The 25,675-nt window shown below is 61.8% G+C and carries 26 protein-coding genes and 1 tRNA gene; 14 read left to right on the forward strand and 13 right to left on the reverse strand.

The annotated features are described in order from the left end of the window. Positions 1–47: 47 nt before the first annotated feature. On the reverse strand, positions 48–1,319 hold the full coding sequence (gatD, locus tag FYC77_RS04130) for a Glu-tRNA(Gln) amidotransferase subunit GatD (protein ID WP_149080242.1): 1,272 nt from the start codon (positions 1,317–1,319) through the stop codon (positions 48–50). A 79-nt stretch (positions 1,320–1,398) separates the two neighbouring features. Further along, positions 1,399–1,596: a hypothetical protein gene (locus FYC77_RS04135; RefSeq protein WP_149080243.1), complete on the reverse strand. Its 198-nt coding sequence runs from the start codon at positions 1,594–1,596 to the stop codon at positions 1,399–1,401. 134 nt (positions 1,597–1,730) lie between these two features. Here FYC77_RS04135 and FYC77_RS04140 point away from each other — a divergent pair, with 134 nt between their 5' ends. From FYC77_RS04140 to FYC77_RS04155, 4 genes are all read left to right on the forward strand, one after another. Next, positions 1,731–2,375, forward strand: coding sequence for a DUF456 domain-containing protein (locus tag FYC77_RS04140; protein ID WP_149080244.1), 645 nt, complete (start codon positions 1,731–1,733; stop codon positions 2,373–2,375). Positions 2,376–2,592: 217 nt separating this feature from the next. Beyond that, positions 2,593–3,417 (forward strand): helix-turn-helix transcriptional regulator, encoded by an 825-nt coding sequence (locus FYC77_RS04145; RefSeq protein WP_149080245.1) that lies wholly within the window; start codon positions 2,593–2,595, stop codon positions 3,415–3,417. A gap of 191 nt (positions 3,418–3,608) precedes the next feature. Beyond that, entirely contained in the window at positions 3,609–4,235 is a 627-nt protein-coding gene (locus tag FYC77_RS04150; RefSeq protein WP_149080246.1) for an OsmC family protein, read from the forward strand. Further along, a complete protein-coding gene (locus FYC77_RS04155) occupies positions 4,228–5,004 on the forward strand; it encodes a methyltransferase domain-containing protein (RefSeq protein WP_149080247.1) in 777 nt (258 codons plus the stop codon). Before FYC77_RS04150 ends, FYC77_RS04155 begins: the two co-directional genes overlap by 8 nt. 97 nt (positions 5,005–5,101) lie before the next feature. Here the strand turns inward: FYC77_RS04155 and FYC77_RS04160 are convergent, their stop codons facing one another. Next, the gene (locus FYC77_RS04160; protein ID WP_149080248.1) at positions 5,102–5,536 is read right to left on the reverse strand and encodes a CBS domain-containing protein; all 435 of its coding nucleotides are present in this window, start codon (positions 5,534–5,536) and stop codon (positions 5,102–5,104) included. 121 nt (positions 5,537–5,657) lie between these two features. Continuing rightward, complete coding sequence (gene arcS / locus FYC77_RS04165) at positions 5,658–7,430, reverse strand: archaeosine synthase subunit alpha (RefSeq protein ID WP_149080249.1); 1,773 nt, start codon at positions 7,428–7,430, stop codon at positions 5,658–5,660. Between the two features lie 306 nt (positions 7,431–7,736). On the opposite strand from arcS, the gene FYC77_RS04170 reads away from it, so the two are divergent. Then, entirely contained in the window at positions 7,737–8,651 is a 915-nt protein-coding gene (locus FYC77_RS04170; protein WP_149080250.1) for a DMT family transporter, read from the forward strand. Positions 8,652–8,689: 38 nt separating this feature from the next. On the opposite strand, the gene FYC77_RS04175 is transcribed toward FYC77_RS04170, so the two are convergent. Both FYC77_RS04175 and tgtA read right to left on the reverse strand, forming a co-directional pair. Beyond that, on the reverse strand, positions 8,690–9,052 hold the full coding sequence (locus FYC77_RS04175) for a TRAM domain-containing protein (protein WP_149080251.1): 363 nt from the start codon (positions 9,050–9,052) through the stop codon (positions 8,690–8,692). A gap of 93 nt (positions 9,053–9,145) precedes the next feature. Continuing rightward, the gene (gene tgtA / locus FYC77_RS04180; RefSeq protein WP_149080252.1) at positions 9,146–10,627 is read right to left on the reverse strand and encodes a tRNA guanosine(15) transglycosylase TgtA; all 1,482 of its coding nucleotides are present in this window, start codon (positions 10,625–10,627) and stop codon (positions 9,146–9,148) included. Between the two features lie 322 nt (positions 10,628–10,949). Between tgtA and FYC77_RS04185 the strand changes: the two genes are divergently transcribed. Then, a complete protein-coding gene (locus FYC77_RS04185; protein WP_202911771.1) occupies positions 10,950–12,341 on the forward strand; it encodes a hypothetical protein in 1,392 nt (463 codons plus the stop codon). A 212-nt stretch (positions 12,342–12,553) separates the two neighbouring features. Here FYC77_RS04185 and FYC77_RS04190 read toward each other — a convergent pair whose 3' ends face one another. Then, positions 12,554–13,102, reverse strand: a complete 549-nt coding sequence (locus FYC77_RS04190; RefSeq protein WP_149080253.1) for an NUDIX hydrolase — start codon at positions 13,100–13,102, stop codon at positions 12,554–12,556. A gap of 186 nt (positions 13,103–13,288) precedes the next feature. On the opposite strand from FYC77_RS04190, the gene FYC77_RS04195 reads away from it, so the two are divergent. Both FYC77_RS04195 and FYC77_RS04200 read left to right on the forward strand, forming a co-directional pair. Next, positions 13,289–13,564 carry a PadR family transcriptional regulator gene (locus tag FYC77_RS04195; RefSeq protein WP_149080254.1) on the forward strand — a complete coding sequence of 92 codons (276 nt, stop codon included), beginning with the start codon at positions 13,289–13,291 and terminating at the stop codon, positions 13,562–13,564. Between the two features lie 399 nt (positions 13,565–13,963). After that, positions 13,964–15,037: a tyrosine-type recombinase/integrase gene (locus tag FYC77_RS04200; protein WP_238386782.1), complete on the forward strand. Its 1,074-nt coding sequence runs from the start codon at positions 13,964–13,966 to the stop codon at positions 15,035–15,037. Positions 15,038–15,042: 5 nt separating this feature from the next. On the opposite strand, the gene FYC77_RS04205 is transcribed toward FYC77_RS04200, so the two are convergent. Next, complete coding sequence (locus tag FYC77_RS04205) at positions 15,043–15,237, reverse strand: hypothetical protein (protein WP_149080256.1); 195 nt, start codon at positions 15,235–15,237, stop codon at positions 15,043–15,045. A gap of 297 nt (positions 15,238–15,534) precedes the next feature. Here FYC77_RS04205 and FYC77_RS04210 point away from each other — a divergent pair, with 297 nt between their 5' ends. From FYC77_RS04210 to FYC77_RS04220, 3 genes are all read left to right on the forward strand, one after another. Further along, positions 15,535–16,101 (forward strand): DUF7342 family protein, encoded by a 567-nt coding sequence (locus FYC77_RS04210; protein ID WP_149080257.1) that lies wholly within the window; start codon positions 15,535–15,537, stop codon positions 16,099–16,101. A 574-nt stretch (positions 16,102–16,675) separates the two neighbouring features. Further along, positions 16,676–17,626, forward strand: a complete 951-nt coding sequence (locus FYC77_RS04215; RefSeq protein WP_149080258.1) for a winged helix DNA-binding protein — start codon at positions 16,676–16,678, stop codon at positions 17,624–17,626. After that, on the forward strand, positions 17,623–18,468 hold the full coding sequence (locus tag FYC77_RS04220) for a DUF6036 family nucleotidyltransferase (protein WP_149080259.1): 846 nt from the start codon (positions 17,623–17,625) through the stop codon (positions 18,466–18,468). The genes FYC77_RS04215 and FYC77_RS04220 overlap by 4 nt, the downstream gene beginning before the upstream one ends. Before the next feature lie 9 nt (positions 18,469–18,477). Here FYC77_RS04220 and FYC77_RS04225 read toward each other — a convergent pair whose 3' ends face one another. After that, positions 18,478–19,059 (reverse strand): hypothetical protein, encoded by a 582-nt coding sequence (locus FYC77_RS04225; protein ID WP_149080260.1) that lies wholly within the window; start codon positions 19,057–19,059, stop codon positions 18,478–18,480. 169 nt (positions 19,060–19,228) lie between these two features. On the opposite strand from FYC77_RS04225, the gene FYC77_RS04230 reads away from it, so the two are divergent. Continuing rightward, entirely contained in the window at positions 19,229–20,197 is a 969-nt protein-coding gene (locus FYC77_RS04230; RefSeq protein WP_149080261.1) for a DUF2800 domain-containing protein, read from the forward strand. Positions 20,198–20,423: 226 nt separating this feature from the next. Here FYC77_RS04230 and FYC77_RS04235 read toward each other — a convergent pair. Continuing rightward, a tRNA-Thr gene (locus FYC77_RS04235) sits at positions 20,424–20,495 on the reverse strand. Between the two features lie 83 nt (positions 20,496–20,578). Next, positions 20,579–21,322 (reverse strand): DUF7114 family protein, encoded by a 744-nt coding sequence (locus FYC77_RS04240; RefSeq protein WP_149080262.1) that lies wholly within the window; start codon positions 21,320–21,322, stop codon positions 20,579–20,581. A 60-nt stretch (positions 21,323–21,382) separates the two neighbouring features. Here FYC77_RS04240 and FYC77_RS04245 point away from each other — a divergent pair, with 60 nt between their 5' ends. Together FYC77_RS04245 and FYC77_RS04250 are read left to right on the forward strand one after the other, a co-directional pair. Next, complete coding sequence (locus FYC77_RS04245; RefSeq protein WP_149080263.1) at positions 21,383–22,093, forward strand: enoyl-CoA hydratase/isomerase family protein; 711 nt, start codon at positions 21,383–21,385, stop codon at positions 22,091–22,093. Positions 22,094–22,251: 158 nt separating this feature from the next. Continuing rightward, entirely contained in the window at positions 22,252–22,791 is a 540-nt protein-coding gene (locus tag FYC77_RS04250) for a GNAT family N-acetyltransferase (RefSeq protein WP_149080264.1), read from the forward strand. 44 nt (positions 22,792–22,835) lie between these two features. Here the strand turns inward: FYC77_RS04250 and FYC77_RS04255 are convergent, their stop codons facing one another. Together FYC77_RS04255 and FYC77_RS04260 are read right to left on the reverse strand one after the other, a co-directional pair. Next, on the reverse strand, positions 22,836–23,630 hold the full coding sequence (locus FYC77_RS04255; RefSeq protein ID WP_149080265.1) for an NAD+ synthase: 795 nt from the start codon (positions 23,628–23,630) through the stop codon (positions 22,836–22,838). 601 nt (positions 23,631–24,231) lie between these two features. Next, positions 24,232–25,650 (reverse strand): hypothetical protein, encoded by a 1,419-nt coding sequence (locus FYC77_RS04260; RefSeq protein WP_149080266.1) that lies wholly within the window; start codon positions 25,648–25,650, stop codon positions 24,232–24,234. Between the last annotated feature and the right edge of the window lie 25 nt (positions 25,651–25,675).

The following is a 25,675-nucleotide window of genomic DNA, read 5'->3' on the forward strand; positions in this document are numbered from 1 at the left end:
TCGAGCGCACAGTTGCACTCGAGTTCGATCCCCCGATTCGCTCGTGTCTACTCCCAGGGGACCGACCGCTCCTGAATCTCGCCGACCAGCGACGTCCCCATCGCTTCCTCGACGTCGTCGGCGTTCGCGAGTGCCCACATGAGTTTGACTTTCGCCGTCCCGGGGAGGGTGTCGCCGGCTTCGATTACGCCCGCATCGAGGAGGTCGCGGCCGGTGTCGTAGACCCGGTCGCAGACCCGACCCTCGAGACACTGACTGGTCATCACGACCGTCGTCCCGCCTTCGATCAGGTCTTCGATCCGGGGGATGAGGTCGGTGTGGACGTGTCCGAGTCCCGTTCCCTCGAGTACGAGGCCCGCCGACCCCTCGACGACGTCGAGGAAGGCGGGATCCATTCCGGGCGTGAACTTCAGCAGTTCGACGTCGCTCTCGAGGTCGGCGTCGATGGCGAGATCCGCCTCGCCGCGTTCTCTGTGCTCGCGGTGGAACTCGATCGACTCCGTTCCGTCCTCGGCGAGGGCGTCGTAGTCGATCTCCCCCAGCGGCTCCGCACCGACGGTCTCGAAGGCGTCTCGGCGGGAGGTGTGGTTCTTCCGGACGCGAGTGCCCCGATGGAGCGCACAGACGTCGTCGGACTCGGAGGCGTGCATACAGACCAGCACCTCCGCGCAGTCGCTCTTTGCGGCCTCGACGGCGCAGACGGCGTTCATCACGTTGTCCGACGAGGGGCGATCGGCCGAGCGCTGGCTCCCGGTGAAGACGATCGGCACCGGCGTCTCGAGGGCAAAGGAGAGGACCGACGCGGAGTACTGCATCGTGTCGGTGCCGTGCATGACGACGACGCCGTCGGCACCGGCCTCGATTTCCTCGTGGACGGCCTCGGCGAGATCCTGCCAGATCGGCGGCTCCATGTTCTCAGAGAGGATGTTCGCGACGACGCGCCCGCGGTAGTTCGCCCGGCCGGCGAGATCCGGGACCGCCCTGAGGACGTCCTCGGCGTCGAACTGGGCCGTGACAGCACCCGTACGATAGTCGACCGTCGAGGCGATCGTCCCGCCGGTCGAGATCAGCGAAATCGTCGGGAGGTCGTCGTCGAACGCGATCTCGGAGGCCTCGTCGCTGTCGCCTACCGAATCGGTCCCGTCGATCTCGTAGACGTCCTCCGCGAGCACCTCGACGTCGGCGTTCTCGCGGTCGACGCCGACGTTGTACCCACCCTCGAGTTTCACCACGAGGTGATCGTCCGTACTCGAGGGGAGCAACACGCCCTCGTACGTGCGCTCTGCGCGGTCGACGCGAACGCGGTCGCCTGGATTCATGCGTGGGCGTTGCGCGCCGTTGGACTTGAAGCCACGCTTTCGTCCTCGGGCAGTGACGTCTCCGTCCGAGGACCGTCCGTCACGCGAGGATCCCAACGAGAACCAGTCCGGCCCCACCCAGAAGGAGCACGCCGACGATGAGCGCCGTCAGCAGCCGGATCGACACGAGTGCGTCGTCGCTGACATCGAGTCTCGGATAGAGCTGACGCGCGGCGTAGAGCAATCCCGCGCCGGCGGCGAGGGCGATCGCCCCGAACGCGACCAGTTCGACGTTCACTCATCACCGTACCAGCCGATCCGTAAAAAAACGTGTTCACATCTTCACGGCTCGAGCGAGCGCGCGGAACCGTCACCTCGAGGACCGCGCAGATATGGGAAAGCTCCATAGTGCTCGCCGGCCACCGTTCGAACATGGGTGAGCGTTCGGACGAACTGACCGAGAGTCGCGACGCGGACGCTCCGTCTACCGACGACCTCCTCGAGGAGACCGAGCAGTTGCTCTCCGAGACGGGCGGCGAGCCCGCGCCGGTCGACGGCGAGGGGCGACAGACCGACTCCGGATCACCGTCAGCCGAGGCGTCGACCGCTGACGCCGACGGATCGCGCTCGTGGTGGCCGTTCTCGAGGGGCGACTCGAGCGAGGGCGCACGCACGAGCGACTCGGCTTCCGGACGCCTCTCGAGGCTCGGACCGAGTCGCTCGCTCGGTGAGTACTTCTCACCGAAGGCGTTTCTCGCCGTGCTGGCGCTCGTGTCCGTTGGGCTGTTCGCCGGCGGAACGCTCCTCCCGATCGGCGCGCTCGGTCGGTTCGTCGGTCTAGTGGTGGTCACCTTCCTCTTTGGCTTGCTCACGTCGAAACGGCGGTACCTCGAGCTATCGGTCGCGGGGACGGCTGCTGGCGGGCTGACGACTGTACTGTTCGATCTCCCACTCGCCATCGCCGGCTCGGGACGGACGCTGCTTGCCGCCGGCGCGGCCGCGGGGCTCGTCGTCTCGGTTCTCGGATACTACTTCGGTCGCGACCTCCGTGACGGCCTCTCGCGGGATATCGAGTAGACGAACGCACCCGCGGAGCACCTGACCACGGTGTGCTCGAGATCGCAAGACGGTCCGTATTGGCCCCTCGAACGCGGGTCGGTGATCTCACAGAAACCGATAGCAGCCACGTAGCTAAGGCGGCGGAGTCGATTTGCGGAGCAGTTCTTTCGATCGATTTCTCGATCAGCCACCGAGTGGACCGAATCGTTTTCACACTCGTTTGCGTACACTGTCTATGGCAGATGATAACATACAACATCGACAAACGGATTCACCGACTGGTGACATCGCGTATCTCGCGCGATCTCGACACCGAATTCCCGCACTCGTCGCACTGACGGAGCGTCCTCGAAGTCGTTCCGAACTGTGCGAGTTGACCGGCGTTTCGGACTCGACGATACGGCGGACGCTGGACGAGTTCGAAGACCAGATCTGGATCCGCAAAGACGGTTACCAGTACACGGCAACACGGCTGGGTGAGGTGATCGCTTCGGGGATGGAAGAGCTGATCGAACGGGTCGAAACAGCGCGAAAGCTACGTGACGTCTGGCACTGGCTCCCCGACGAAGTCGGCGAGTTCCCGGTCGAGATGTGGACCGATCTAACCGTCACCGTCGCCGATCCAGACTCCCCGTACAGGCCGGTGAACCGATTCGAGTTCCTTCTCCGAGAGGCGACTGCGGTACGATACCTACGCGCCGAGATCGCCCTGATGGACCCCTGCTTCGACGTCCTCCGCCAACGGATCAACGACGGTGTAGATGTAACGGTAATCGGCCGCCCGAACTGCAACGCGTACTTTTACTCGAACTACCCGGAACACAACCGAGAGCTACTACAACGGGACAACTTTACCGTTCTCGAGTACGACGACCTTCCGCCGTACGGGATCGGACTCCTCGACGAGCGCGTGATCATCAGCTGTTACGAACAAGGCAGCGGGACGGTTCGGGCGCTGGTCGATACCGACGTCCCGTCGGTCCACGAGTGGGCGCAGTCGATCTACGAGCGGTACACGTCCGATGCCCATCCCTTCGACCCACAGTCGACCGTCGAGTGACGTTTTTGAGGACGATATCCGGTCTGTCGTCGTAGCCACGTAAGCACCACGCGAGTGGACCACGGGCACTGCTTTGTCGCAGTCGGTGAGACGTGTGCAGCGACTGCGAGATCGCCATGAACTGCCGAAAATTCACAAATTAGCTACAATATCTCCGGTTCCGTTGCGTCTAGCCGAGAGGTGATACGAGAATGTCAACCGACAAGCAGACCGCACACGGAATCGACCTCGAGACACTCGAGGGGTTCGCCGAACACGCGGCCGACGATCCCGAAGCCGTCCAGCTCGGCCTCGGGGCGTCCGCGACCTACGAGGGGACGGCCGCACACAGTCTGGCGAGAGTCGATAGCTACGAACTGGGAGGCGAGACGATCGCTCGTGAAACGCGCGAGTACACGATCCCCTACGGCGCCTGGAAGGAAGTGCTGGACGCCGGTGGGTGGGTCGGCGGGACCGACCGACTCGAGCCGATAGAAGCGGCGCTATCCGCGCTGGCTGCCTGTATCAACGTCGGCATTACGATCAACGCCGCCGCCAGCGGTGTGGACATCGACCACCTCGAGACACGCGTCCGAACCGATTTCGATCCAGCGGTTCTGTTCAGCCTCGAGGGCCTCGACGAAGCCGACTCGGTTTTCGAGACCGTCACCGCCGAGGTCGAGATCGACGGCGAGGATCTCGATCAGGACCTGATCGACGAATGGGCGCGACGGGCACCCGTCTACACCTTCGTCTCGCACGCTCAGGACGTCGATATGACCATCAACAGTCCCGCCAAGGTCGCGGGCGAGGACTCACTGGTGAGCGCCGATGAGTAAGACGCTCGATACGGACAAACTCGAACGGGAGGTCAAGTCGATGTACTGTGACGTCGCGGAGTCCGCCGACGCCGAGTTCCACTTCGAGACGGGCCGGGACCTCGCAGAGCGTCTCGGCTACGAACCGGACACTCTCACCTACGTTCCCGACGAGGCGATCGACTCGTTCGCAGGCGTCGGCTACTACTTCGAGTCCGCGGATCTCGACCCGCGCGAGGACGTACTCGATCTCGGCAGCGGCTCCGGAATGGACGCCTTCTACGCCGCGATGAACGTCACCGAAACCGGATCCGTCACGGGCGTCGACATGACGCCAGAACAGGTCGCGAAGGCCAACGAACTCGCCGCAGACAACGGGTTTCACAACGTCAGCTTCCATCAGGGGTACATCGAGGACCTGCCGTTCGAGGACGAATCGTTCGACGCCGTGCTCTCGAACGGCGTGATCAACCTCTCGGCCGAGAAACGTCGAGTCTTCGAGGAGGCGTACCGCGTACTGCGGCCGGGTGGACGGATCACACTCTCCGACATCGTCAGCGAGCACCAGCTGCCCGGGGGCATCAAAACCGACGCGGATCTCTGGGCGGCCTGCATCGGCGGTGCCGAACAGGTCGACAGCTACGCGTCACTCGTCGAAGCCGCTGGCTTCGACCTCGACGAGATTCGGGAGAACACCCAGTACGAGTTTATCTCCGAGCGGGCGGCAAACGCGTGCCAGAAGTACGGCGTGATGAGCGTCTCGCTGCGTGCCAGCAAACCGCTCGAGTGACTACAACCGGTACACCGGTCGTTTTTCGGACAGTCCGATCACGGCGGCGGACGATGGATCGTTTCTTCGGTCGTGACAACAGATCATACGGAAGACGTCAGCGCCCACCCGATCGACGATCCCGTAGCTCGTGAATTTTCCGCAAATCCTGGTTCAGCGTCCCGTAGTGATCGAGGAGATCTTGCACGGTCACGATACCGCAGACGTCGAGTCCCTCTACCACGACGAGCTTCTTGATACGCTCCTCTTGCATTCGCTTGACGGCGAACCGAATCCCGCGGTTCGGGTCGACCGTCTCAAGTGGATGACTCGCGACTGCTCGCGTCGGTATCTCCGCGAACGGTTTCCCCGACTTGTAGCCAGCCTCGATGAGATCCGATTCGGTGACGATGCCGTAGGGATCGCCGTCAGTCGTGATCACGACGCTCCCGACGTCGTGGCGAATCATCAGCTCCGCGACCCGCTGGAGCGACGTGGTGTTTTCACACGAGATGACGTCCTCGGTCATCACGTCCTGAATCTGGGCGCACATGACTCGACGTTGCGATTACGACATAATGGTTCTTCTCCAGCGTTACTCTCGCAAGCGTGGTGCTGACGATCCGAAACCGCCCGCTCGAGCGAAACCCAACCACCCCACGCTCGGACTCGAGTCACTTCTCTTCGACGTGGCGAATCTCGCAGGCGATGCCGCGCGTGCTCCCGGCCATCTCCCGGCCGAACATCTCCGCGCGGCCGACGCCGAAGGCCTTCGGCCCCTCGACGACGACCTCGTCTCCCACTCGAATGTCCTCGTCGGCGTCGACGACCCCCGGCGCGAGCACGCTCCCGTGGGGGACGAAGCCGTCGATCTCGACCCGCCGCACCGGGGCGTCGGTTTCGACCCACCGCTTTGCGCCCTCGAGCGTAAAGGAGAGCGTGCCGTACTGGGGCACCATCGTCGCCAGTTGGGTGTCCTCGCGGTCCCGCACCTGAATCTTCGGATACCGGCTGGTCGTCTGGATGTCGTCGAACAACTCGTCGCCCGCGCCGTCGCCGAGCAGGTAGTCCGCGATGGCCCGGACGGTGTTGTGCTCGCGCTCTCGTTTGGAGTACTTGAGTTCACCCGACAGCGCCTCCGCGAGATTCGAAAGCGACTCCTCGTCCGTCGGATGGCCGCCCCGCGGGACAGTGTAGGTGATATCGAGGTCCTCGCCCTCCCACCCGTCTTCGACGCGTTCGACGATGTCGCGGTAGCCCTCGTCGGGAACGTGGGCAACCACGTACGGGTAGGTGTCGGCGTTTCGCTCGAGGTACCGGCGAAGCACCTTCGCGACGAACTCCTTTTCGTCCGCGGACCACCGGCCCGTCACCACGGTGTCGTAGTGCTGGGCCGGGTAGGTCGTCTCGAGTTCCTGGGGAACGACGCCGATCGGACTGGTCATCGAGACGAGGTGGCCACGCCACTGGATCGCGTCGTGGAACTGGCGGTGGCTCTGTGACTCGCTGTAGGGTTTCGCGGCGGAACAGGGGGCCAACACGAGCGGGTTCGCAAAGCGGTTGCGATAGCGCGAGGTGACGCGATCGGCGTAGCGCTGGATCTCCACCCGCCGGAGGGTGTCCTCGCTCGCCGCCGAGATCTGGGCGTCCCGGAGGATCGGGGTACGCTCCTCGAGATAGCCCCACTGCGAGTCGAGTTCGCGCATCGCGGCCGTGAGCCACTGGTCGTGGCGGGCCTGCCCTTCGAGGTAGTCCCGCAGTCGGCCGTCGCGAATCCGCCGGCGGACGATCCCCAGTTCGGCCTCGAGCGCGTTGACGTTGTGCTCGGCACAGTCCTCGCGGGTGAACTCCTCGCGCGGTTTCTGGCACGCGGGACACGAACAGGGCAGTTCCTCCAAGTCCTCTAAGAAGTACGCCTCGTCGGTCGTCAGATACCGCCCCTGGGTTCCCTTCACGACGGCGGCAGTCTCGTCGAACAGATCGACGCCGGCGTAGGCGAGCAGAGCCACGTTCCGTGGCGTCGCGACGCCCGAAAAGAGGAGGGCGGTGTCGGCCGGGATCGCCTCCCGGACGGAGACGACGGCCTCGACGAGCGCCGCGCCGTGGCCGGTGATCGACTGGACGTCCGAGACGGCGTAGGCGTCGGTTCCGTGATCCGCTGCACCCTCACTCGAGATCACTGCGACGCTCGGATAGCCGACGTCGGGATACTCGACGGCGAACGACTCCTGGACCTCCTCGGCGGTGCCGCCGGGGAACGACCGGTGGGGCAACACGGTAAGCGTCGAGTCGTCGCCCTCGGGTACCTCGCGATCCGCGCTCCACAGCGATCCCGCGTCTTCTACGACGTCGTCGACGAGGGCAGGCGTCGTCCGCGGCGACTCGAGGCGAAGTTCGCCCACGCGCGCGGCCCCGTCGCGCTCGTGGACCTCGAAGTAATCGGTCATACCGAGTATGACCGGGGAGCGCGAAAGAGGCTATCGGTCGCGGTCCGCGTCAGTGCTACGTGGCTCTGCGTTCGCCGAGGCGAAACTCACACCCGCCACGGGAAGTCACTCACCCAACCCGGCAGTCCCCTCATACTGTACGTCGGTACCGGCGAAACCGCAGACCGATCGCGGTTTCGGCGGTACCTCGTTACAGCAATCCGTATAAGACGTCCGACTTGAGACCGGTCCCGGAGACTCGACGAACTTCCGGCAGTTTGCGAGCGGTTCCAGAGCCGTTATCGGCTCTCGATCGAAATCGGGGGTATGCTCGAGGTCTCTGACTCCCTTCTCGGCGTCGGTCTGGCGATAGTCGGCGCGCTGGCGTTCGCGGGTCAGTTTCTCTTCGTCCGCCTGGGAACCGACGAGGGTGAGGTCGGGAACGCCGTATTGATCGTCTTGTTGTGTAACGTCGCACTCGTGGCCGCGCCGACGGTGATTTTGTACTCGCCGCCGTACTCCGCGCTGTTTACTCCCACCTCGTTCGCGTCGTTTGCGGCGGCCGGCATCCTGGGAATGTTCGTCGCGCGGCTGTTGATGTTCGAGAGCATCCAGCGTATCGGTGCGAGCCTGACCTCACCAGTGATCGCCTCGAACGTCCTCTTCGCGACGATCTTCGCGGTCGCGCTGCTCGACGAGCGACTGACCGCGGTTCACTTCGCCGGCATCGTGCTAATCGTCGTCGGCCTGGCGGTCGTCTCCTGGGAGACCGCCGCGTCGACGAACACCAGCCAGTCGATCCGCGAGGCCGGCGCACCGCTCGCCTTGCCGCTCGCCGCCGCCGTCTGTATCGGCCTCGAGCCGATCTTCGTCTCGACCGGGCTGGCGGCGGGGACCGCGGTCCTTCCCGGACTGACGGTGATGGCCGGAACGGCGACCGTCGGCTTCGCCGCGTACCTCGTGGTCACGCGATCGGTACGCCGGATCCCCCTCCGGAGCGCGTCGACGGCGTGGTACGTCGCCGCTGGCGTCTCTACGACGATCGGCTTCGTCGCCTACTTCGCCGCCCTCGAGGTCGCGCCGGTCGTCCTCGTCATGCCGCTGTTACAGTTGACGCCACTGCTCGTCGCGGGCCTCTCCGTCGTTTTCCTCCCCAGACGGCTCGAGCGGGTGACCTGGCGCGTCGGCGCGTCGGCGTTCGTCGTCGTGGTCGGTGCGACGGCCGTCTCGCTGTCGGGGTAAGGATACACTGAAAATATTGCTGGCCTGATAACGAGCGACTACGCGCGTTCGACGTACGTCGCCGTCGCGGACGTGTGACCCCGATTGAACGACAGGATCTTGAATCGGATCACGTCGGTCGCCTCGAGCCCCGGCGGGAGGTCCTCGACGAAGACGACGAACCCTTCGACCTTGCAGACCGCGTTGCGTTCCCCCGAGTGGTGGTCCGAGAACTCGAAGACCGCGGACTCGTGGACGTCGCCGACCTCGACCGGTGGCTCACGCTCCTGTGCCTTCCGGTGGTGGTCCCAGGACTCGCCCTCGTCGGCCGACCGGTTCCCGCCCCGGAACCGCCTGATCAGCCAGGATCCGAAGACGACGGTTACGATCGCCCCGAGTATCAGCGACGCTGCGCCGAGCATACAGTACCTGGGCGTCGCTCGCCTCTTTGCTGTTCTGGTATCGGTATCCGACGGCGCTCCGCCGGTTCGGGCGACCGCGACCAACTCGTTATATCACTCGTCACCGGCGTCGAAATCGATCCGGTCTACGCGTTCGGGAACCGACTCGAGGACGTCCTCGGGCCACCCGCGGTGGCCGAGCGTGAACTCGGTCTCCGGGTTCGCCTCGACGAGTCGCCGGATCCCGTCGGCGGCGGCCCGAAGCGCCGACCGGTCCGTTCGATCGGGCACCTCCGCCGTCAGCGGGTAGCTCTTCGAGAGCGCCCGCGGGAACGGCCCGAACGGCGGTTCGACGCGCCAGGAGTCGTCGAACTCGTCGCCGCGGGCTGGACCGCCCTCGGTCAGAAACACCGAGTCCGGGACGGAGAGGCGCTCGAGTCGGCGATGGTGGCGCACCACTTCGGGTCGGCGGGCGCTCTCGTGGGAGACGTAGAAAAACGAGCCCTTCGAGACGGGGTCGGACCGCTCGAGTTGGTCGGCGTGGTCGAGCAGCGTCCGGTAGCCGTCGAGCATCGTCGGGTGGGCGCGAGCGCGCTCCTCGACGAGTTCCAGTAGGTTTCCGGCACGGATCGCCTGCTTGATCCGGCGAATCTCCGCGAAGGTGACGTGGAGGTTGTGGGCGGCGAGTTCCTCCTCGCGGCGCTCGTCGTCGAGCGCCCGGAGTTCCGCCGGCGAGTACTCCGTACAGACGGGACACGAACAGGGGAGATAGTCCAGATCCTCGAGGTGGTGGGTGCCGCTGACGGTCAGGTACCGATCGTCGCGGGCGTACAGCGCGTACGCCGCGGAGTCGAACAGGTCACAGCCCATGGCGACGCCCAGCGCGAACATCATGGGGTGGCCGGCACCGAAGAGGTGGACTGGCGCGTCGGACCCCAGCCCTCGTTTTGCGCCCGCAACCACGTCGACCACGTCGTCGTAGCGGTAGTCGTTCATCAGCGGGACCACCGCCCCGACGGGGAAGACGTCGAGATTCGTCGCGTCGGCGTGGCGACCCGCCGCCTCGCGGAGGTCGGGATACGTCGATCCCTGGACCGGCGCGTTGACCAGCATCTCGCCGGTGTCGACCGTCTCTGCGACCTCGAGACGTTCCTGTGTGGTCTCGAGTTCGCTCTCGGCGCGCTCGCGAGGGACGTCAGGCGGCGTCGGGATGTCGACCGGCGTTCCGATGTCGGAGCCGATCTCGTACTGGAACTCGAGGATCTCCTCGGTGGTGACGTCGATCTCGCCGTACTCTGCAAGCTGAAAGGAACCGGAGTCGGTCATGATCGCGCCGGGAAAGTCGAGCAGCTCGTGGAGGCCGTCGGCGAGTGCGCGCTCGCGGACGTCGTCGGTGCCGTAGACGATGTAGGAGTTCGTGATGAGGATCTCGGCACCGAACTCCTCGGCGAGCCGGCGGGGACTGATCGTGTCCAGGTTCGGGTTGATCACCGGGAGCAGTGCGGGCGTCTCGACGGTGACGTCGGCTCGTGGTACGGCGAGCCGACCGATTCGACCGCCTGCGTCGGTATCCCGGATTTCGAAGCACTCGCGCATCGGTCGTCAGTTGGTGTGTCCGACGTAAGTCAGTGAAGGTTTCCGATCGAGTCGTCCGGAGCCCGTCGCTCGTCACGCACGTTCGGATAGCGGTGTAAGGAGAGCGTTCACCGATAACGGGATACGTCGTGGGGAACGCAAGCACAAGGGATACGACCGTTTGTCCAGTCCGATACGTCTCGGTCTCGAGAGGGTTCGATATACCTGAACGTGGAAACCGGGATTACGAATCGACACTCGGTATCAAATACCGCTTTTCTTCGGAATAATCTCGCAACAGTCGAGATGTTTTAGCCCGAAATGAGCTGTAGACCGGAGCGCAATGGCTTCACGAACGCACGCAATCGGTGTGGTGTTCGTCGCCCTACTGGTCGCACTTGCGGGGGGTCCTGCCCTCGCCGGTGCGACGGCTGGCGCGAGCGACACCGGAGACACGAGCGCGACACTCGAGAACGTACAGGTCGGCGAACTCGACCTCGACGACGTCACCGTCGAGAACGCGACGATCGAGGAACTGAACGCCGATACCTTGGAGTTCGATTCCGAGGAACTCGAGGAGGAACTGGCAGAGAACGACGACATCGAGGCTGATGCGGACGACGAAACCGCGGATCAGCAAGACGATGCGAACGACGAGAACGGCGCTGACGACCTCGAGCAGGCAGAGGACGTGACGATCTCCGACATGGAGATCGACCAGCTCGAACTCGAGAACGTCTCGTTCACTGACCTCGACCTCGAGGAAGACGAGATAGACGACGTCGACGAGAACGACAACGACGCCGACGAGGAGAACGGTGTCGAGAACGAAGACGACGGAGTTGACGACAACGGCGTCGACGACGATGATAACGGCGTCGATGACGAGAACGACGTTGACGAGGACGACAACGGAGTCGGCGACGAAACCAACGGTCAGGACCTCATCGACGAGGACGCTGACGAACTCGTCGTCCAGGACCTCACTATCGAAGAGATGAACACCGAGAACCTGGTCATCGACGACCTGACGGTCGAGGGTGAAGGTGTCCTCGATCGGATCACCGGCTGGTTCGAGGGGCTGTTTGACGGTGACGAGGACGACGAGAACGACCAGGGCGACGCTGCGGCTGACGAGAACGACCAGGACGACGCTGCAGTTGACGAGGACGACCAGCAAAACGACGAGAACGGCATCGACGACGAGAACGACGGCGTCGTCGACGACGAAGACGAGAACGACGAGGCGACCACGCAGGAGATCGACGATCTCACCATCGAGCAGTTCGACATCGACGACGTCTCGGTCGACACGATGACCATCGACACCCTCCAGGAAGCGGACGATGACGAGGTCGACGAGAACGATGTCGACGACGAAGCCGACGACGAAGATAACGATGCCATGACGAACGACAACGGCGTCGACGACGAAGACAACGGCGTTGACGATAACGACGCCGACGACGAAGATAACGGCGTTGACGACAACGACGCCGACGACGAGGACGACACGACGACCGAAACCGTCACACAGGCCTCCGCAACGTCGATGTCGATCGACGACATGAACGCAGACACCGTGACTATCGGTGACATGCAGGAGTTAGAGGAGGTTACTGACGATGTCGAGGAAGACGACAACGATGTCGACGATAACGACGTTACTGACGACGACAACGACGTCACTGACGACGACAACGACGAACAACAGTCGATCGCCATCCTGAACTGATCGACGCGGGGACGTATCGCCGGTTCACCATCGACCGGCATCCACCGTTTGCGGTCGGCACGGTACGATCGGTAACCGGCAGCCGCTGTCGGCGGCGGGCGGTTGCTGACGCGTTCCCTGCCTCCGGAAGATCGGAGGTCCGACCCGTCCGTTCGCCCCCGACTCGAAACCCGAGTGATCGGTACCGTGCTTCGACCGTATCGACGGCGAACTCACTCGGTGGACAGACGATAGTAGGAGACCGCGAGAACCGTCCGACCGTCGCGGATATTGCCCTCGAGGAGGGAGCCGAGGAGTTCGTCGAACGGAATCGCAGTAACCCGAATACTCTCGTCGTCGTCGAGTTGCTGTTCGGCCGTCGGACGACAGCCGTGGGCGACGAACACGTGTAAAACGGCGTCGGCGATTCCGTTCGCCGGTTCGACAGTGACCAGCGACTCGAGCCGATCGGCCTCGTAGCCCGTCTCCTCGGCGAGTTCGCGACGAGCTGCTTCCTCGAGATCGTCGTCGCCGGGTTCGGTGCCGCCGGCGGGGAGTCCGCGGTTGACTCGGTCGACGGCCTGTCGCCACTCTTCGATACAGACGACGTCGCCGTCGGGGGTAAACGGGAGCACGCAGACGCTCGGCGGTTCGGAGAGATAGTCGAACTCGGTCTCGGTCCCGTCGGGAAGCTGAACGGATTCGTTAACGATATCGAAGCCAGGACAACTGTACGCTACCCGGCTCTCGAGGGTCTCCCAGGCGAGCGGATCTGCCGTCATAGGAGTCCGTACGCTGATGATCCTCAAAAGCGTCCCGTCACGTGGGCGGGTCGGAAACGCACCAGCTACCGGTAGGGAATGCGCCGGTGTACGATTCTCCGGCACTCGTTTCGGACACGGTCGGTGGTGTACCTGCTCTATAACAAAACCACAGATCGGTGAACGTCGGTATTCAGAGGACGATCCATGGATCAACTAACTGGATTTCAGCGCGACTTGCTGTACGTGATCGCAGGAAAAGACCGGCCGTCTGGACAGGAAATCCTCGACGACATCAACCGGTATATCGACCAACCGGTCACACATGGTCGGCTGTATCCGAACCTCGACACCCTCGTCGAGAAAGAACTCGTCGAGAAGGGGCAACTGGACCGGCGGACGAACTACTACGCGTTGACGCCGAAAGGTCAACGGGTCTTACAGCGCCGACAGGAGTGGGTCGATCAATACGTCGACGTCTAACACCCTCCCGTATCGACTGTCACTCCTTCCCACGTGATAGAACTACGTCGTGTACACCGACACACGAGCGAGTATCGTGCTCTCTCGAGGGTTTCTTGCTGGTTCTCATGGCAGCCCGGATGCCACGCCAAACCTCCCGGTCCGAGCGTGGGTTCACGAGAAGAGCCTAGGCCGGGACATAGACGAAAGGTTCAATGTCTCCCTTATTAAAGATACCTCAATCAAAAAATGCCGGACATCCGAAAACAGATCACGAACTTGCACGAAAGGATCCAGGAATCTAATGACATCAGTGAGAGAGATAAGGAACTCCTCATCGCATTCAGCGACGAGATTGACCTCCTCAAATCCAAATATTCTGACCATCGTCACAACAAACTCCTCCGCCACTGCACCATCATGGCCGAAGAAGGCGGGGAACTCGCCGCGGCACTCGAGGACGAGGACGCCGCAAAGGAGATCCTTCGCTGGATCAACCGGACGTACGACAACGAGTACACAAATCACGACTACCGAACGGCGCTTCGCGTCTTTGGCAAACGTGTTACCGAGGGCGGGGACTACCCCGCGAGTATCGAGTGGATACCATCCGGAACCTCGAGCAGTCACGATCCCGTTCCCGACCCAGCAGACATGCTCGAGTGGGAGGAAGATATTCTGCCGATGGTCGATGCAACGAGAAACTCTCGCGACGCAGCGCTCATTACCGTCGCGTTCGACGCGGGACCTCGAGCGGACGAACTTCGGAACCTTTCGGTCGGCGACGTGACCGATGGCGAACACGGACTCCGAATCTGGGTCGATGGGAAGACCGGACAGCGCTCGGTTGACCTTATCCCCTGTGTACCGTATCTCAAGCGGTGGCTCAGTGATCATCCCGCACCAGACGATAGCACTGCACCGCTCTGGTCGAAGTTGAACACAGCTGATGAGATCAGCTATCGGCAGTTCCTGAACTGTTTCAAAGACGCCGCTGATCGAGCAGGTGTTACCAAATCGGTCACACCGACTAACTTCAGAAAGTCCAACGCGACCTTCCTCGCACGGAATGAAGTGAATCAAGCGTTCATCGAGGATCGCCAGGGACGAAAGCGTGGGAGTGACGCGACCGCCCACTACGTTGCTCGCTTCGGGACTGACACCGAAGCCGATTACGCTCGGCTCCACGGTCTCGAAGTCGAAGAGGAGGAGCCCGAGCCGATCGGGCCGGTCGAGTGCCCTCGGTGTGAAAAGGAGACACCGCGACATCGGGAAACGTGCGTCTGGTGCAATCAACCACTCGAGTACGGCGCGATCGAATCGATCGAAGACGATCAGAAAGAGGTCCGGGACCAAGTCTTCCGGCTCGCGCAGGAAAATCCGGAGTTCCTCGAGGACATCCAGCAAGCGAGAAAATTCTCCGATATCGTCGACGACAATCCCGATATCCTCGAAGACGCACAGGCGTTCGCAGAGTCCCTCTCGGACGAGTAGCGCCATTACTTGAGGTTCCGTCGTATCCGATCGAGTTCTGCTTGAATCTTGTCGATATCCTCAGCTGAGGCACCGTTCGAGAGGAGGGCCAGAGCATACGCTCGTGCCTCTGTGTCACCGTAAGCGAGAACCCGAGACAGGAACTCGGTGTTTCGGTCCGCATAGCGGCTCACTTCAGTGATCGGTTCCTGGCTACTCATTGCTCTCCCTCCGTCTGAGCAGTCGATTTGCGTGCGATGCGTTCGCTAGAGCGGATGCTGGTCGTATCTGTGGACATATTCTTGAGTTTGTCGTGCTGCCGGTTACGGTATCAAGTGTTTCTCGGCTCTGTGAGTGGTCTACTGGTCGTCAATGCGGGGGCCAGCAAACGTGGGTTTCCTTCAAGAGCCGATGCGTGTTTCACACTCAGCACGAGGGTCCTTGAGTTAATATAGATTAGTGAAGCCAGATAATTGCGAAACCAAAAAATAGTTTGCGACAGTCGGATAGCAGGTAGTATGGAACCTTCAGATGACGTTGTCACCCAAATCCGCGATTCATGGGAAACGGAAAACGACGCGTTTGGACGAGTTTACGAAGCGATTTTGGGAATTTCTGAATTCACGAGACACAGTGATATTGCTGAGGTCGCCAGATGCGCCCCTAATACCGCAAAGAAGCATTTGAAACGCCTGAATCAGATGGGGATCGCCGAATGTCGAAGTTCACATTGGTCTCTCATGTTCCGTCGGGACGATGCGTATCTGGAATGGCGAGAGGTAAACCAGATTGCGGACGATCATTCGGTCCAAGAGATCGCTGAGCGGGTTCGTGAACTAGAAGAGAAGGAAACCGAGCTCAAAGAAGAGTTCGGTGCTGAAGGGCCAGATACCGCCTCAATATACTCATCAAACAGTGACCGGCCAACACACGAACTGATGCAGGCGATCGGTACATGGAACGGTATTCAGCGCGATATCCGCCTCTACGAGGCAGCGCGTCAACTCCAACAGAACGACGGTCGTCTGATATCGCCGTTCGTTGAGACCCACACCAACGACCAAACGTCGTCTGAGTCGAAATGACTACCACGAACCACGTCCCGACGATCAAGCGATGGGACACCAACCCGGATAGGGAATCCTTGCGGGTGATTCACCGTTTTCTGAGTCGTCGCGAGGCGATCGAGAACGCCAGCCTCGAGCCATGCAGGACTCACCCGCATCTGGTACGCGCAACGGTTAGTGATCAGGTTTCGTCAACAGCACCTGGCATTCTCGAGGCTCGATGGTACGAGACAAGTGATTTCGTCATCACGTATCAGACGGACCGTGAGAACGGTGGCTCCCCACTCCTTCGGTGGACACATCCTCCTGACGCAGATAATATCAAGGTATCACGCAGTGGGTCAGACGACGTGCAAACGTTGACGCCCCCATCTCATCATCCTGCCTGGAATCGGTTTCACCCTCTCCGGGTTCTGTCCCACGTGCTTGCTACCATCGAGGAATTTAGTGTCAGCAGTTTCCATCACGAAAGCCGCTAACTATTGAATAGATGCGCTATCAGTAACATTCGAATTTTAACCTATTGGATCCTAACCATATAATCTCAAATCACGAAAGGGTTTTATAAATTGTTTGCGTAATATGAGACCACATGGTAGAAAAGAGTCACTTTCGTCTATTATCACATCTTGTAGTGGGGAGTGGTTCAGAAGTGGGTATCAGTACGCTTGCTGATCAACTCGACTGGAGCGCTGGTCACACCTCACGTATTGTCTCCGAATTAGAAGCCTACGGCTACGTCCAAACCAAGCAAAGCGGTCGGCAAAAGTTGGTTTCTCCGACGGATATCGAACCAATCCAGCAACTCGAGGGACTTCTCACGGAGTATAGCCACATGAATCTGCCCGATCTCGTTGCTGGCGCTGGGTTACTCGTGCTCTATTATCTCGATCGAGGACGGACCGCAACCGAGTTGGCCGAACTAAGTGGTGTTAGTCAGGCAACGATATACCGCCGGTTAGATGACTTTCAGCGCGTTGGTGTCGTTGGGAAATCGAAGTCCCAGTATCGTCTCAACGATCCGTTTGCAGTGCTGGCCCCGATCGCTCGAGGACTGCTCCACCAGAAACATCGTCGCGAAGCAGAGCGACACGCGAATGGACTCAACTTTATCTGGGAAACACACGACGAATTCCTCTTCGCCTGCGACAGTGACGTTACTGCCGACGGGTTTTACCTAACCGGGCCTGCCCTGTTCGAAGCGTTCGATGTTCCGCTTCTCACCAGAGATCGACGACACTACTTCCGGACGGACCGACTCTCCAAGATTACTCCCGCAGAATTAGTCTGTCACACTCTGCTGATCGATGACGGTCCCCGCTACCGAACGTACTGTCTCTTATTGATGGAACGGCAGGACATCGAGCGAACGGTATTGCGGGAACGTGCTGAACACTATCTCCCCGAAGCGACGACCGACCTGCGCGCGATCGTCGATGAACTCCTCGAATTCTTAGAAACAGACGGAACGACAACAACTGAGCAGCTGCCCGAATGGGAAGACTTCAAACAAACGGCCAGAGACTATGAGATCACTGTATGAGCTCTCGTGAACGATTCGGTCGTAATTATATCGAGGCCGAGCTCCGGGAAATCGCAGATCACCTCCAGACGGATGTTGATGCCTATCTCATCGGCGGTGGCGCAATGTCACTTCACGAGCCGTCTCTCAAGGACACGACCAAAGATATCGATCTTGTCGTTGTGGATGAGGCCGCCCTTCGCCGGCTAATGGGAGTACTCAATGACCTCGGCTACGAGGAAGTTACCGATCTCGGTAAGGAGTACGATCGATTAGGAGCGCGTCACTGCGTTCGAAACGATGCCGGTTGTCAGTTCGACGTCTTCTATCGACAGATTGCCGATAAGCTGTATTTCAGCGACGGAATGCAAGCGCGGAGTGAGGCGTTTCTTTCGGACGAGTCCTTCTCAGTCGGGCTCGTTTCGTTCGAGGACATCTTCCTCTTCAAGGCCGTCGCAGAGCGTCCGGACGATATCGGAGACATGGCGACACTCGTCCAGACAGATCTCGACTTCGATGTGATCGAAGACGAGATCGAACGCCAGGTCGACCTTCTGGGAGGAGAGCAATTTGTCACAGTGGTCTCCGAATCGCTTGAACGGCTCGATCAGAACGAAGGTATCCAAACACCCCTTGACGATGTTGTCCGGGAGTACTACCAACGGTACATGAACGGGTACGAACTCCGGTTACAGTTAGACGAGGACACCGCAAAATCCGTCAGCGAACTCGCGTCGACGTTAGACGTTTCAGAAGAAGAGATCGAACGTCGATACGAGTATCTCGAGCAGTACGGGTTCGTCGAACGGACCGGTGAAGGCATACGAGATACCGGGAAACGCGACGCATTTCAGCGGTCCTGATAGCTCGTCCTACTTTTCCAGCGAGTCGCCGAATTCTTTCTGGAACCCTTCGAGAAGCCGTCCGAAGCCGGATTGGAGGAAAAACTCGGCGTCCTCTTTCGCCTCGAGGAGGTGCTTTCGGCGTTTATCCGAGTACTCCGTCGCCATCTCGTCCAATTCGACGGCGAACGCCTCGATCGTCTCCTCGTCCTCGAGGGAATCGTAGGTTCTGAACACATCTTTCAGCCCGCGCTTGGCCGATTGCCTGACACGACCGTCCTCGTCGGTCAGTGCCTCCAGCAGGAATCCACCGATTTCGTCCGTTTGTTGGCGAACGGTGTCCACATCTGCCTCGATCGATCGATCGCTCTCGGCGACGGCGAACACCAGTGCGATCCCCGGCGTCAGTCGTTCTGCAACCCGGACGGTCGACTGTCGGACGTATCCGTCATCGCTCTGGGCGTAGATGGAGCTCAACTCGTCAAAGCAGGTCTCGAACAATCGAACTCGTTCCTCGAGATCTAACTCCTCAATTTCGTCGATCGTCTCGGTAACCTGCTCGGAATCACCTGATCGAATGTCAGCCGCAAATCCGTCCCACCGTTGTTCCATATCGATCTATTGGGCCACCTAGTCCATAATACTCGCCGTGTTGAAGGCACGATGAAATGACGACAGGAGGGACGTGATTTCGAGGATGTCGACAGCCTCGACGGCCACAACGATGAACGGTCTGGATACATCCCGTACGGTTTTGCGTTCCGACCACTTCTCATCTACTATGCCGTTTAGTGTGAGTTGGCACACGCTTCTCGACGAACTCGATGATCTCCCGGATGGAGCGACGCTCGTCACGCCCCTATCGCACAATCGGTTCCGGATCAGTGACGTACAGGAGCAACGTGTCATCATCAGCTTCGAGGACAAAGACGAACAGCGACCACTCCAGCGCGATCAGTTCGAGACGCTGTACCGGCGCATCACCGATGCACCGAACGGGTTTCAGCTCGATCGGCTCCCGCCCGATGCCGATCCCTACCCGGCGGTGTGGAGCCTCCATCCTCGATTCGAGATCGACGAGGATGCTGGCGTGATCGTCGAGACCGATGGGCCGACAGCGACACAGCTGCTCGAGGCCGAAACCGAGCCGGAGACCGAAGACCGGACGGAGCCCGATCTCGATGTGTACGCCGACGCGCTCCTGCTGGTTGATGCGCTCGAACGCCACGACGTAACCACGCTGGAGGAGATGGAAACGGAGGCGCTGGTCAATCTGTACACCCTACTCTCGGACGTGCAGCGCAACGCCAACAGTTTCCGTCAGGATGTCGCCGACGTGCTCCTCAATCGTCTCCATCACGATCGACCCATCAACGGTTCGTTCGGCTCTGTCCAGCGGACGACTCGGCGAAATCGTACGCTCAGGGACGACGAGGAAGTGCTTGCGGCGCTCGAGGACGCTGGAATCGATTCCGAGCGCGTCATGGGTGTGGACCGCGACAAGGTTGACGACGCGCTCGAGGTGACAGAGCTGGCCGAGAGCGACGTCTACGAAGTCAACGAAAGCGAGTACGTTCGAAAGGCCGAGGTAGACGAGGAGGTCAAAGAGACGCGGCTACAAGGTCTCAAAGACCAACTCGCAGCGACAGAAGGCGAAGAAGCCCAGGAGCTACGCCAAGAGATCGAGGACCTGGAGGACCGCATCGACGAGCTCACGAGTTTCCGGACGGGAGCGGAGGTACACGAGTGACGGCTACGGTAGCAGCGTCAGACTCGAGGTATTTGTACTCTAATCGATTTATTCGACGCTCTTCTGTAGGAGATTGTTGATACAGTTTTCCATCAAGGAACTGAATAGAAATTGATCGTTTGATCGCCCAGCGAGCGGATTTTAGTTTCGGTTAGTTCACCATAGAATCGCAAGACGGCTCTCTATCAACAATGTGCTACACAAGAGCGTTGAAGGAATCGTATCAAGCCTAGGCCGGGATTTGAACCCGGGCTCTCGTCCTTACCAAGGACGCGCTTTACCGCTAAGCTACCCAGGCGCGCAACTGTTCGTTGACTCGAGTCGTCTTTATGGGTTTCGATTCGCCGCCGGGCGTGGGGACGGTTCGCTTGCGCGAGTCGCTCACGGATCCGTCGCGGAAGTGGCTCTGTCGGTGGTGTGGTCCTCGAGCGAGCGCTCGGAGGGCAAACGGGCGAACGCGCCGCGGCACTTCTCGACCGGTGGGAACGACGGCGCGAAGTCGTCGGCCAGATCGTCGGCGGTCGAGAGCAATCGCGGCGAGGGCGTCTCGTCTGCGGCGGCCGCGCCGGTGAGCACGGCGAGTTCGAGGACGTCGCGCTCTAAGTTCGCGTCGAGGTCGGCGGGATCGCCGCCGGGTCCGTCGGCGCGGATGAGGTCGTCACGTTCGGTTTGATCGCGGCCGAACGCCTGGACCGTGCGGACGGCCTTTCCGGCGGCGTCTGTGCGGGCGAGCAGGTAGAACCCGCGGGCGACGAGGATGTCGGCGGCGAGGATCTCGAGGTCCCCGTTTCCGTCGTCGTGGGGTTCGCCGTCATCGTGCCAGGGCTCCTCGTGGGCGAGCGTTCGGGTCAGTCGTAGTCCCTCGTAGATGAGTTGGACGCCGGCGGCGTGAGTGAGTACACCTTCCGTGCTCGAATCGGTGCGGACAGCGTCCTCGCTGTCCGATCGCGTCTCGATTCCGGCGGTCGTCTCGCGAGTGGCGACACCGGCGCTCTCGATCGTGAGCACGCCGGGGACCATCGACGCGTCTTCGAGGATGGTTTCGACGAGATCGTGCAACCGCGGTGGTTCGACGTCCGCAACGGCTTCGACGGCGGCACGCCGACAGTCGTCGGCCTCTTCCATTAGCGGGATCTTACGAGGGGGGAAGCAAAGACCTTTGGAAACGCTCGATCGACTCGAGTCATGATCGACGTCGAGGTCGACGCCGACCGATCGATCCGCACCGTCACGCTCGACCGTCCCGCCGCGAGAAACGCCTTGACCGTCGACGGCCTCGAGGCGCTCGAGCAGGCGATCGCCGACGCCGACGAATCGGTGATCGTCCTCCGCGGGCGCGGCCCGGCGTTCTGTGCGGGTGCGGATCTCGAGGCCGTCGCTGCGCTCGACGGCGACCGCGAAGCTGCGATCGAGTTCGCCCGTCTGGGCCAGCGGGTCGCCAGCGCGATCGAGGCGTCGCCGGCGGTCGTCGTCGCCGGGATCGACGGCCCCGCCCGCGGCGGCGGGCTAGAACTCGCACTCGCCTGCGACGTTCGGGTCGGGACGCCGGCGTCGACCTACGGCGAACCCGGCGTCACGTTCGGACTGTTCGGTGCCTGGGGCGGGACGGTCCGCCTGCCACAGATCCTCGGGGAGGGCGACGCCCTCGAGTTCGCACTCACGGGGAGAGTCGTCGACGCCGAAGAGGCTCTGCGACTGGGGCTGATCTCGCGGATCGAGGACGACCCCCGGACGGTGGCACTCGAGATCGCCGACAACGCCCTCGACGCCTGTGCGGTACTGAAACGTCGGATTCGGGACGACGGCGACCGCAAGACGCAGGAACGACGTGAGGCTCGAGCGTTCGGCGACCTCGTGGCAGCTCACGCGGACGACGTCGACGCGGTGCTCGAGTGAGACGGTCTGCTGTGATTGGCCTGGAGTTTCCCTCCTGTGAGCGCAGCGAAACCAGTATGTCCGCTGGAACGACGGGTATCCTGTCGGAGCGAATTAGACTTTGTCAACTGGTACCGTAGCACACGAACTCTCTTGTACGACTCGAGGAATGGACGATTATGACCACACCCGCGTTTCTCTCCGGCGATCGCGTCACCCTCCGTCCGATCGAGGAAGAGGACCTCGAGTTCCTCCAGGAGTGGATCAACGACCCGCGGATCTGGCGGGCGATCGGCCGACGGACGCCGGTCAACCAGGCACAAGAACAGGAGTTCTTCGAGGAGGTCGTCTGCGGGGACGAGACGATCGACTTTCTCGTCGACGTCGACGGAACGCGCGTCGGGATCGTCGGCTTCAATTCGATCGTCTGGCGGGCACGGCGCGCGGAGATCGGCTACTGGCTCGCGCCCGACCACCACGAGCAGGGCTACGGGACGGAGGCGGCCGAACTGGTCGTCGCCTACGGCTTCGACCAGCTCGGGTTCCACCGGATCGAGGCTCGCGTCTTCGAGTTCAACGAGCCCTCACAGCGACTGCTCGAGTCGATTGGCTTCTCGAGGGAGGGCGTCCATCGCGACGCGTGGTTCGCCGACGGCGAGCATCAGGATACGTACTGGTACGGCTTACTCGCCGGCGAGTGGCGGAACGGTCGGAAGTAGCGACCGGGGTCGTCCTTCGATCACAGCGATTGCGACGGACCGTCTTACTCGAGCGGTTCGGGCGCTGGTGGCGCGTTGCGCTTGTGTTCGCTCCGCTCGTACAGTCCGCGAACCATCTCGACGGTCTCGGCGTCGACCTCGAGTTCGCGGGCGGTGGCGGCGACCGACAGCGGGCCATCGACGTGGGTCGCGAGGATGGCGTCGAGGGTGTCGTACGCGATCCCGAGTTCGTCCTCGTCGGTCTGGTCGGCCCAGAGTTCTGCGGTAGCGGTTTTCGCGGCGAGGTCTTCGGGAACGCCGACGTGGCGGGCGAGTTGACGGACCTGCTGTTTGTAGAGGTTTCCGATCGGGTGACAGTCGACGGCGCCGTCGCCGTACTTGGTGAAGTAGCCGACGGCGGCCTCGCTTCGGTTGCCGGTGCCGACGACGAGGCGGTTCTCGTGGTTGGCGACGAGGTAGTTCAGCACGCCGCGGATGCGGGCTCTCGCGTTACCGGTGGCCACGTGGTCACCCTCGGCTTCGGGGTAGACCGAGAGCAGCGAGTCGACGATCGGTTCGATCTCGATTACGTCGTAGCCGATCTCGAGTTCTTGGGCGACGCGTTCGGCGTCGCTCATGTTCTCGTCGCTGCTGACCGTCGCCGGGAGGACGAGGCCGTGGACGTTCTCTGCCCCGAGCGCCTCGACGGTCAGGTAGCCCGTGAGCGTGCTGTCGATCCCCCCCGAGAGCCCGAGCACGGCCCCGTCGGCACCCGCGGCGTCGACGCTGTCGCGGACGAACTCGAGGATGTGTTCGCGTCGTCGTTCCAGTTCCTCCTCCGAGAAGCGAAGGTCGATCATCGACCGTCGATACGGTCTGCCTGTCCTAATAGGCTCGCGTCTCCGGAAAAAAGTGGACGAACGTAAATCTATCGTCCCGGTTCGTCCGGAGACCGCTCGAGAGCACTACGTTGAAATGTGTCGATGCAGTAAATTCGAATACTATACACGCCGGTGGTGAGCAAATCCAACGGATTTGCGATCCTCGGCACGCGAGGAAGATATGACGAGCGCGCCGGTGCTGAGCCGAGCGAAGCGAGGCGAAGGTCGATAGACGAACAGAGTGAGTCCGGCCGGCACATCCGTTTTCTGCAACAGGTAACTCGTCCGAAAGATGGAGGCTGGCGCGTGAGATTCTGATAGCACGCTATAACGAGGGAGGAAGGAGCGTTCGACTCGCGTGGCAACGAGGAGTAACCACTCCCTCCCCAGCCGATTCGCTCGGTCACGTCGTTCCCTCTCTCATCCCTCGCGAAGTTGGTCTGCGGTTCGTCGGTGACTCACCGCAGTCCAGCGCGCCATCAAAAAAATCCTACCTGTGTAACGCCCGAACAACGGTGTATCGCTCGAACTGATCGGTTTCGAAATCAACGCGAACCGTTTCCGATACACGCCACTGTGACTACAGGTAGCCCAACAGCGTCCCGACCAGGACGAGCGTCCACATGGCGACGCCGACGACGACCATGTCGTTTATTCTCGAGTCGCGGGTCGCGCGTTTGGCCGCGCCGCCGGCGATCAGTCCGAGGGCGACGACGACGAGCGCCCGCTGGAAGACGACGTCGATCGGGAGGACGTCGACGCCGAGGAGGCCGTAGTCGAGCCAGATCGCGACGGCGAGCGAGGCCGACGCCGCCAGTGCGGCGTCGAGCCGGCGCTCGAGCCCGCCGGCGATGGCGTAGGTCGCGATGGGGAGTCCGAGTGCAATGAGAGGGTACAACAACGCGGCGATCGCGTGGACGGAGAGGAAGCCGGCGGAACGATCGAGGGCAATCCCGGCGATCCGAACGCCGAGGACGATCGTCAGGATCGTGCCCGCGAGGATCAGGTGTCGCGCCTCGAGGCGGGCGGAGGCGGCCGCCAGACGGGCGCGGTCGGAGTCGCTCAGCTTCCCGTCGACCTCGTGTTCTGCTCGCTCGAGGACGCCGGCTCGCTCGGTTCGCAGTGGGCCTCCCGCCCGCTCGGTCCGGGAGTCGCGTCTCCGACGTGCGGCGAGTCCGACCGCGACCGGTGTGAGCGCCATGGCGGCGAGATCGACCTTGGTAGCCCAGCCGTCGGCGTCGGAGGGGCCGGCGTTGTCGAGGTAGATCCGCTGGACGTCCTCCTGGATGTCCACGCTCGGGATCGCCATCAGGTCGGCCTCGAGTCGCGACTGGGCGTCCTCGACGCCGTCGACTCGGTGTCGGAGGGTAAACCAGTCGAAGTGTTCGGAGTGAGTTTGCATGACGACCCATCGGTCGTCGGGGTTCGGACTCTCGTAGAGGCGAATGTGATACCGGTAGCCGTAGTACTCGCCGTCCTCGAGTTGCGTGGTTTCGGTCGTCCAGTACGTGTCCTCGTCGGGGCCGGGATCGACGTAGGCGTATCGGGTCGTTCCGTCCGCTTCGGACCACGGAATGTCAGTCGGGGAGACGGGACGAACCTCGTCGACGGTCGTGTTCGCCTCTCCATCGCCGTCGGGATCCATCGCGGAACCGTTCTCGGGGCCACCGGGCTCGAAGAGCTCTTCCGCTTCGAAGTGGTCGTGTTCGGCTTCTTCCCAGTCGCCCTCGCCGTGTCGTGCCAACAAGCGGACGACGCGGTCGGTGTCGCCGCGGACGACGACGTTGAGCGGGCTTCGTTTCTCGTGGGCCTCCTTGGAGTTGAGATACGGCCAGAAGCCGCTATCGCTGTCCTCGAACGAGACGATCTCCGGTTCGGCCCGCTCTTTTTCTTCCGGTGTGATCTCCTCCGTCGACGGCGAGAACAGAAGCGAGGGACCGCCGACAAGCAGAAACGCGACCGCCAGCAGAGCCGTCGCGATCACGATCGAGCGGCGCATGCACTCGCACTAGCGACGCCTTACA

Source organism: Natrialba swarupiae (genome assembly GCF_008245225.1).
Taxonomy (GTDB): Archaea; Halobacteriota; Halobacteria; order Halobacteriales; family Natrialbaceae; genus Natrarchaeobius; species Natrarchaeobius swarupiae.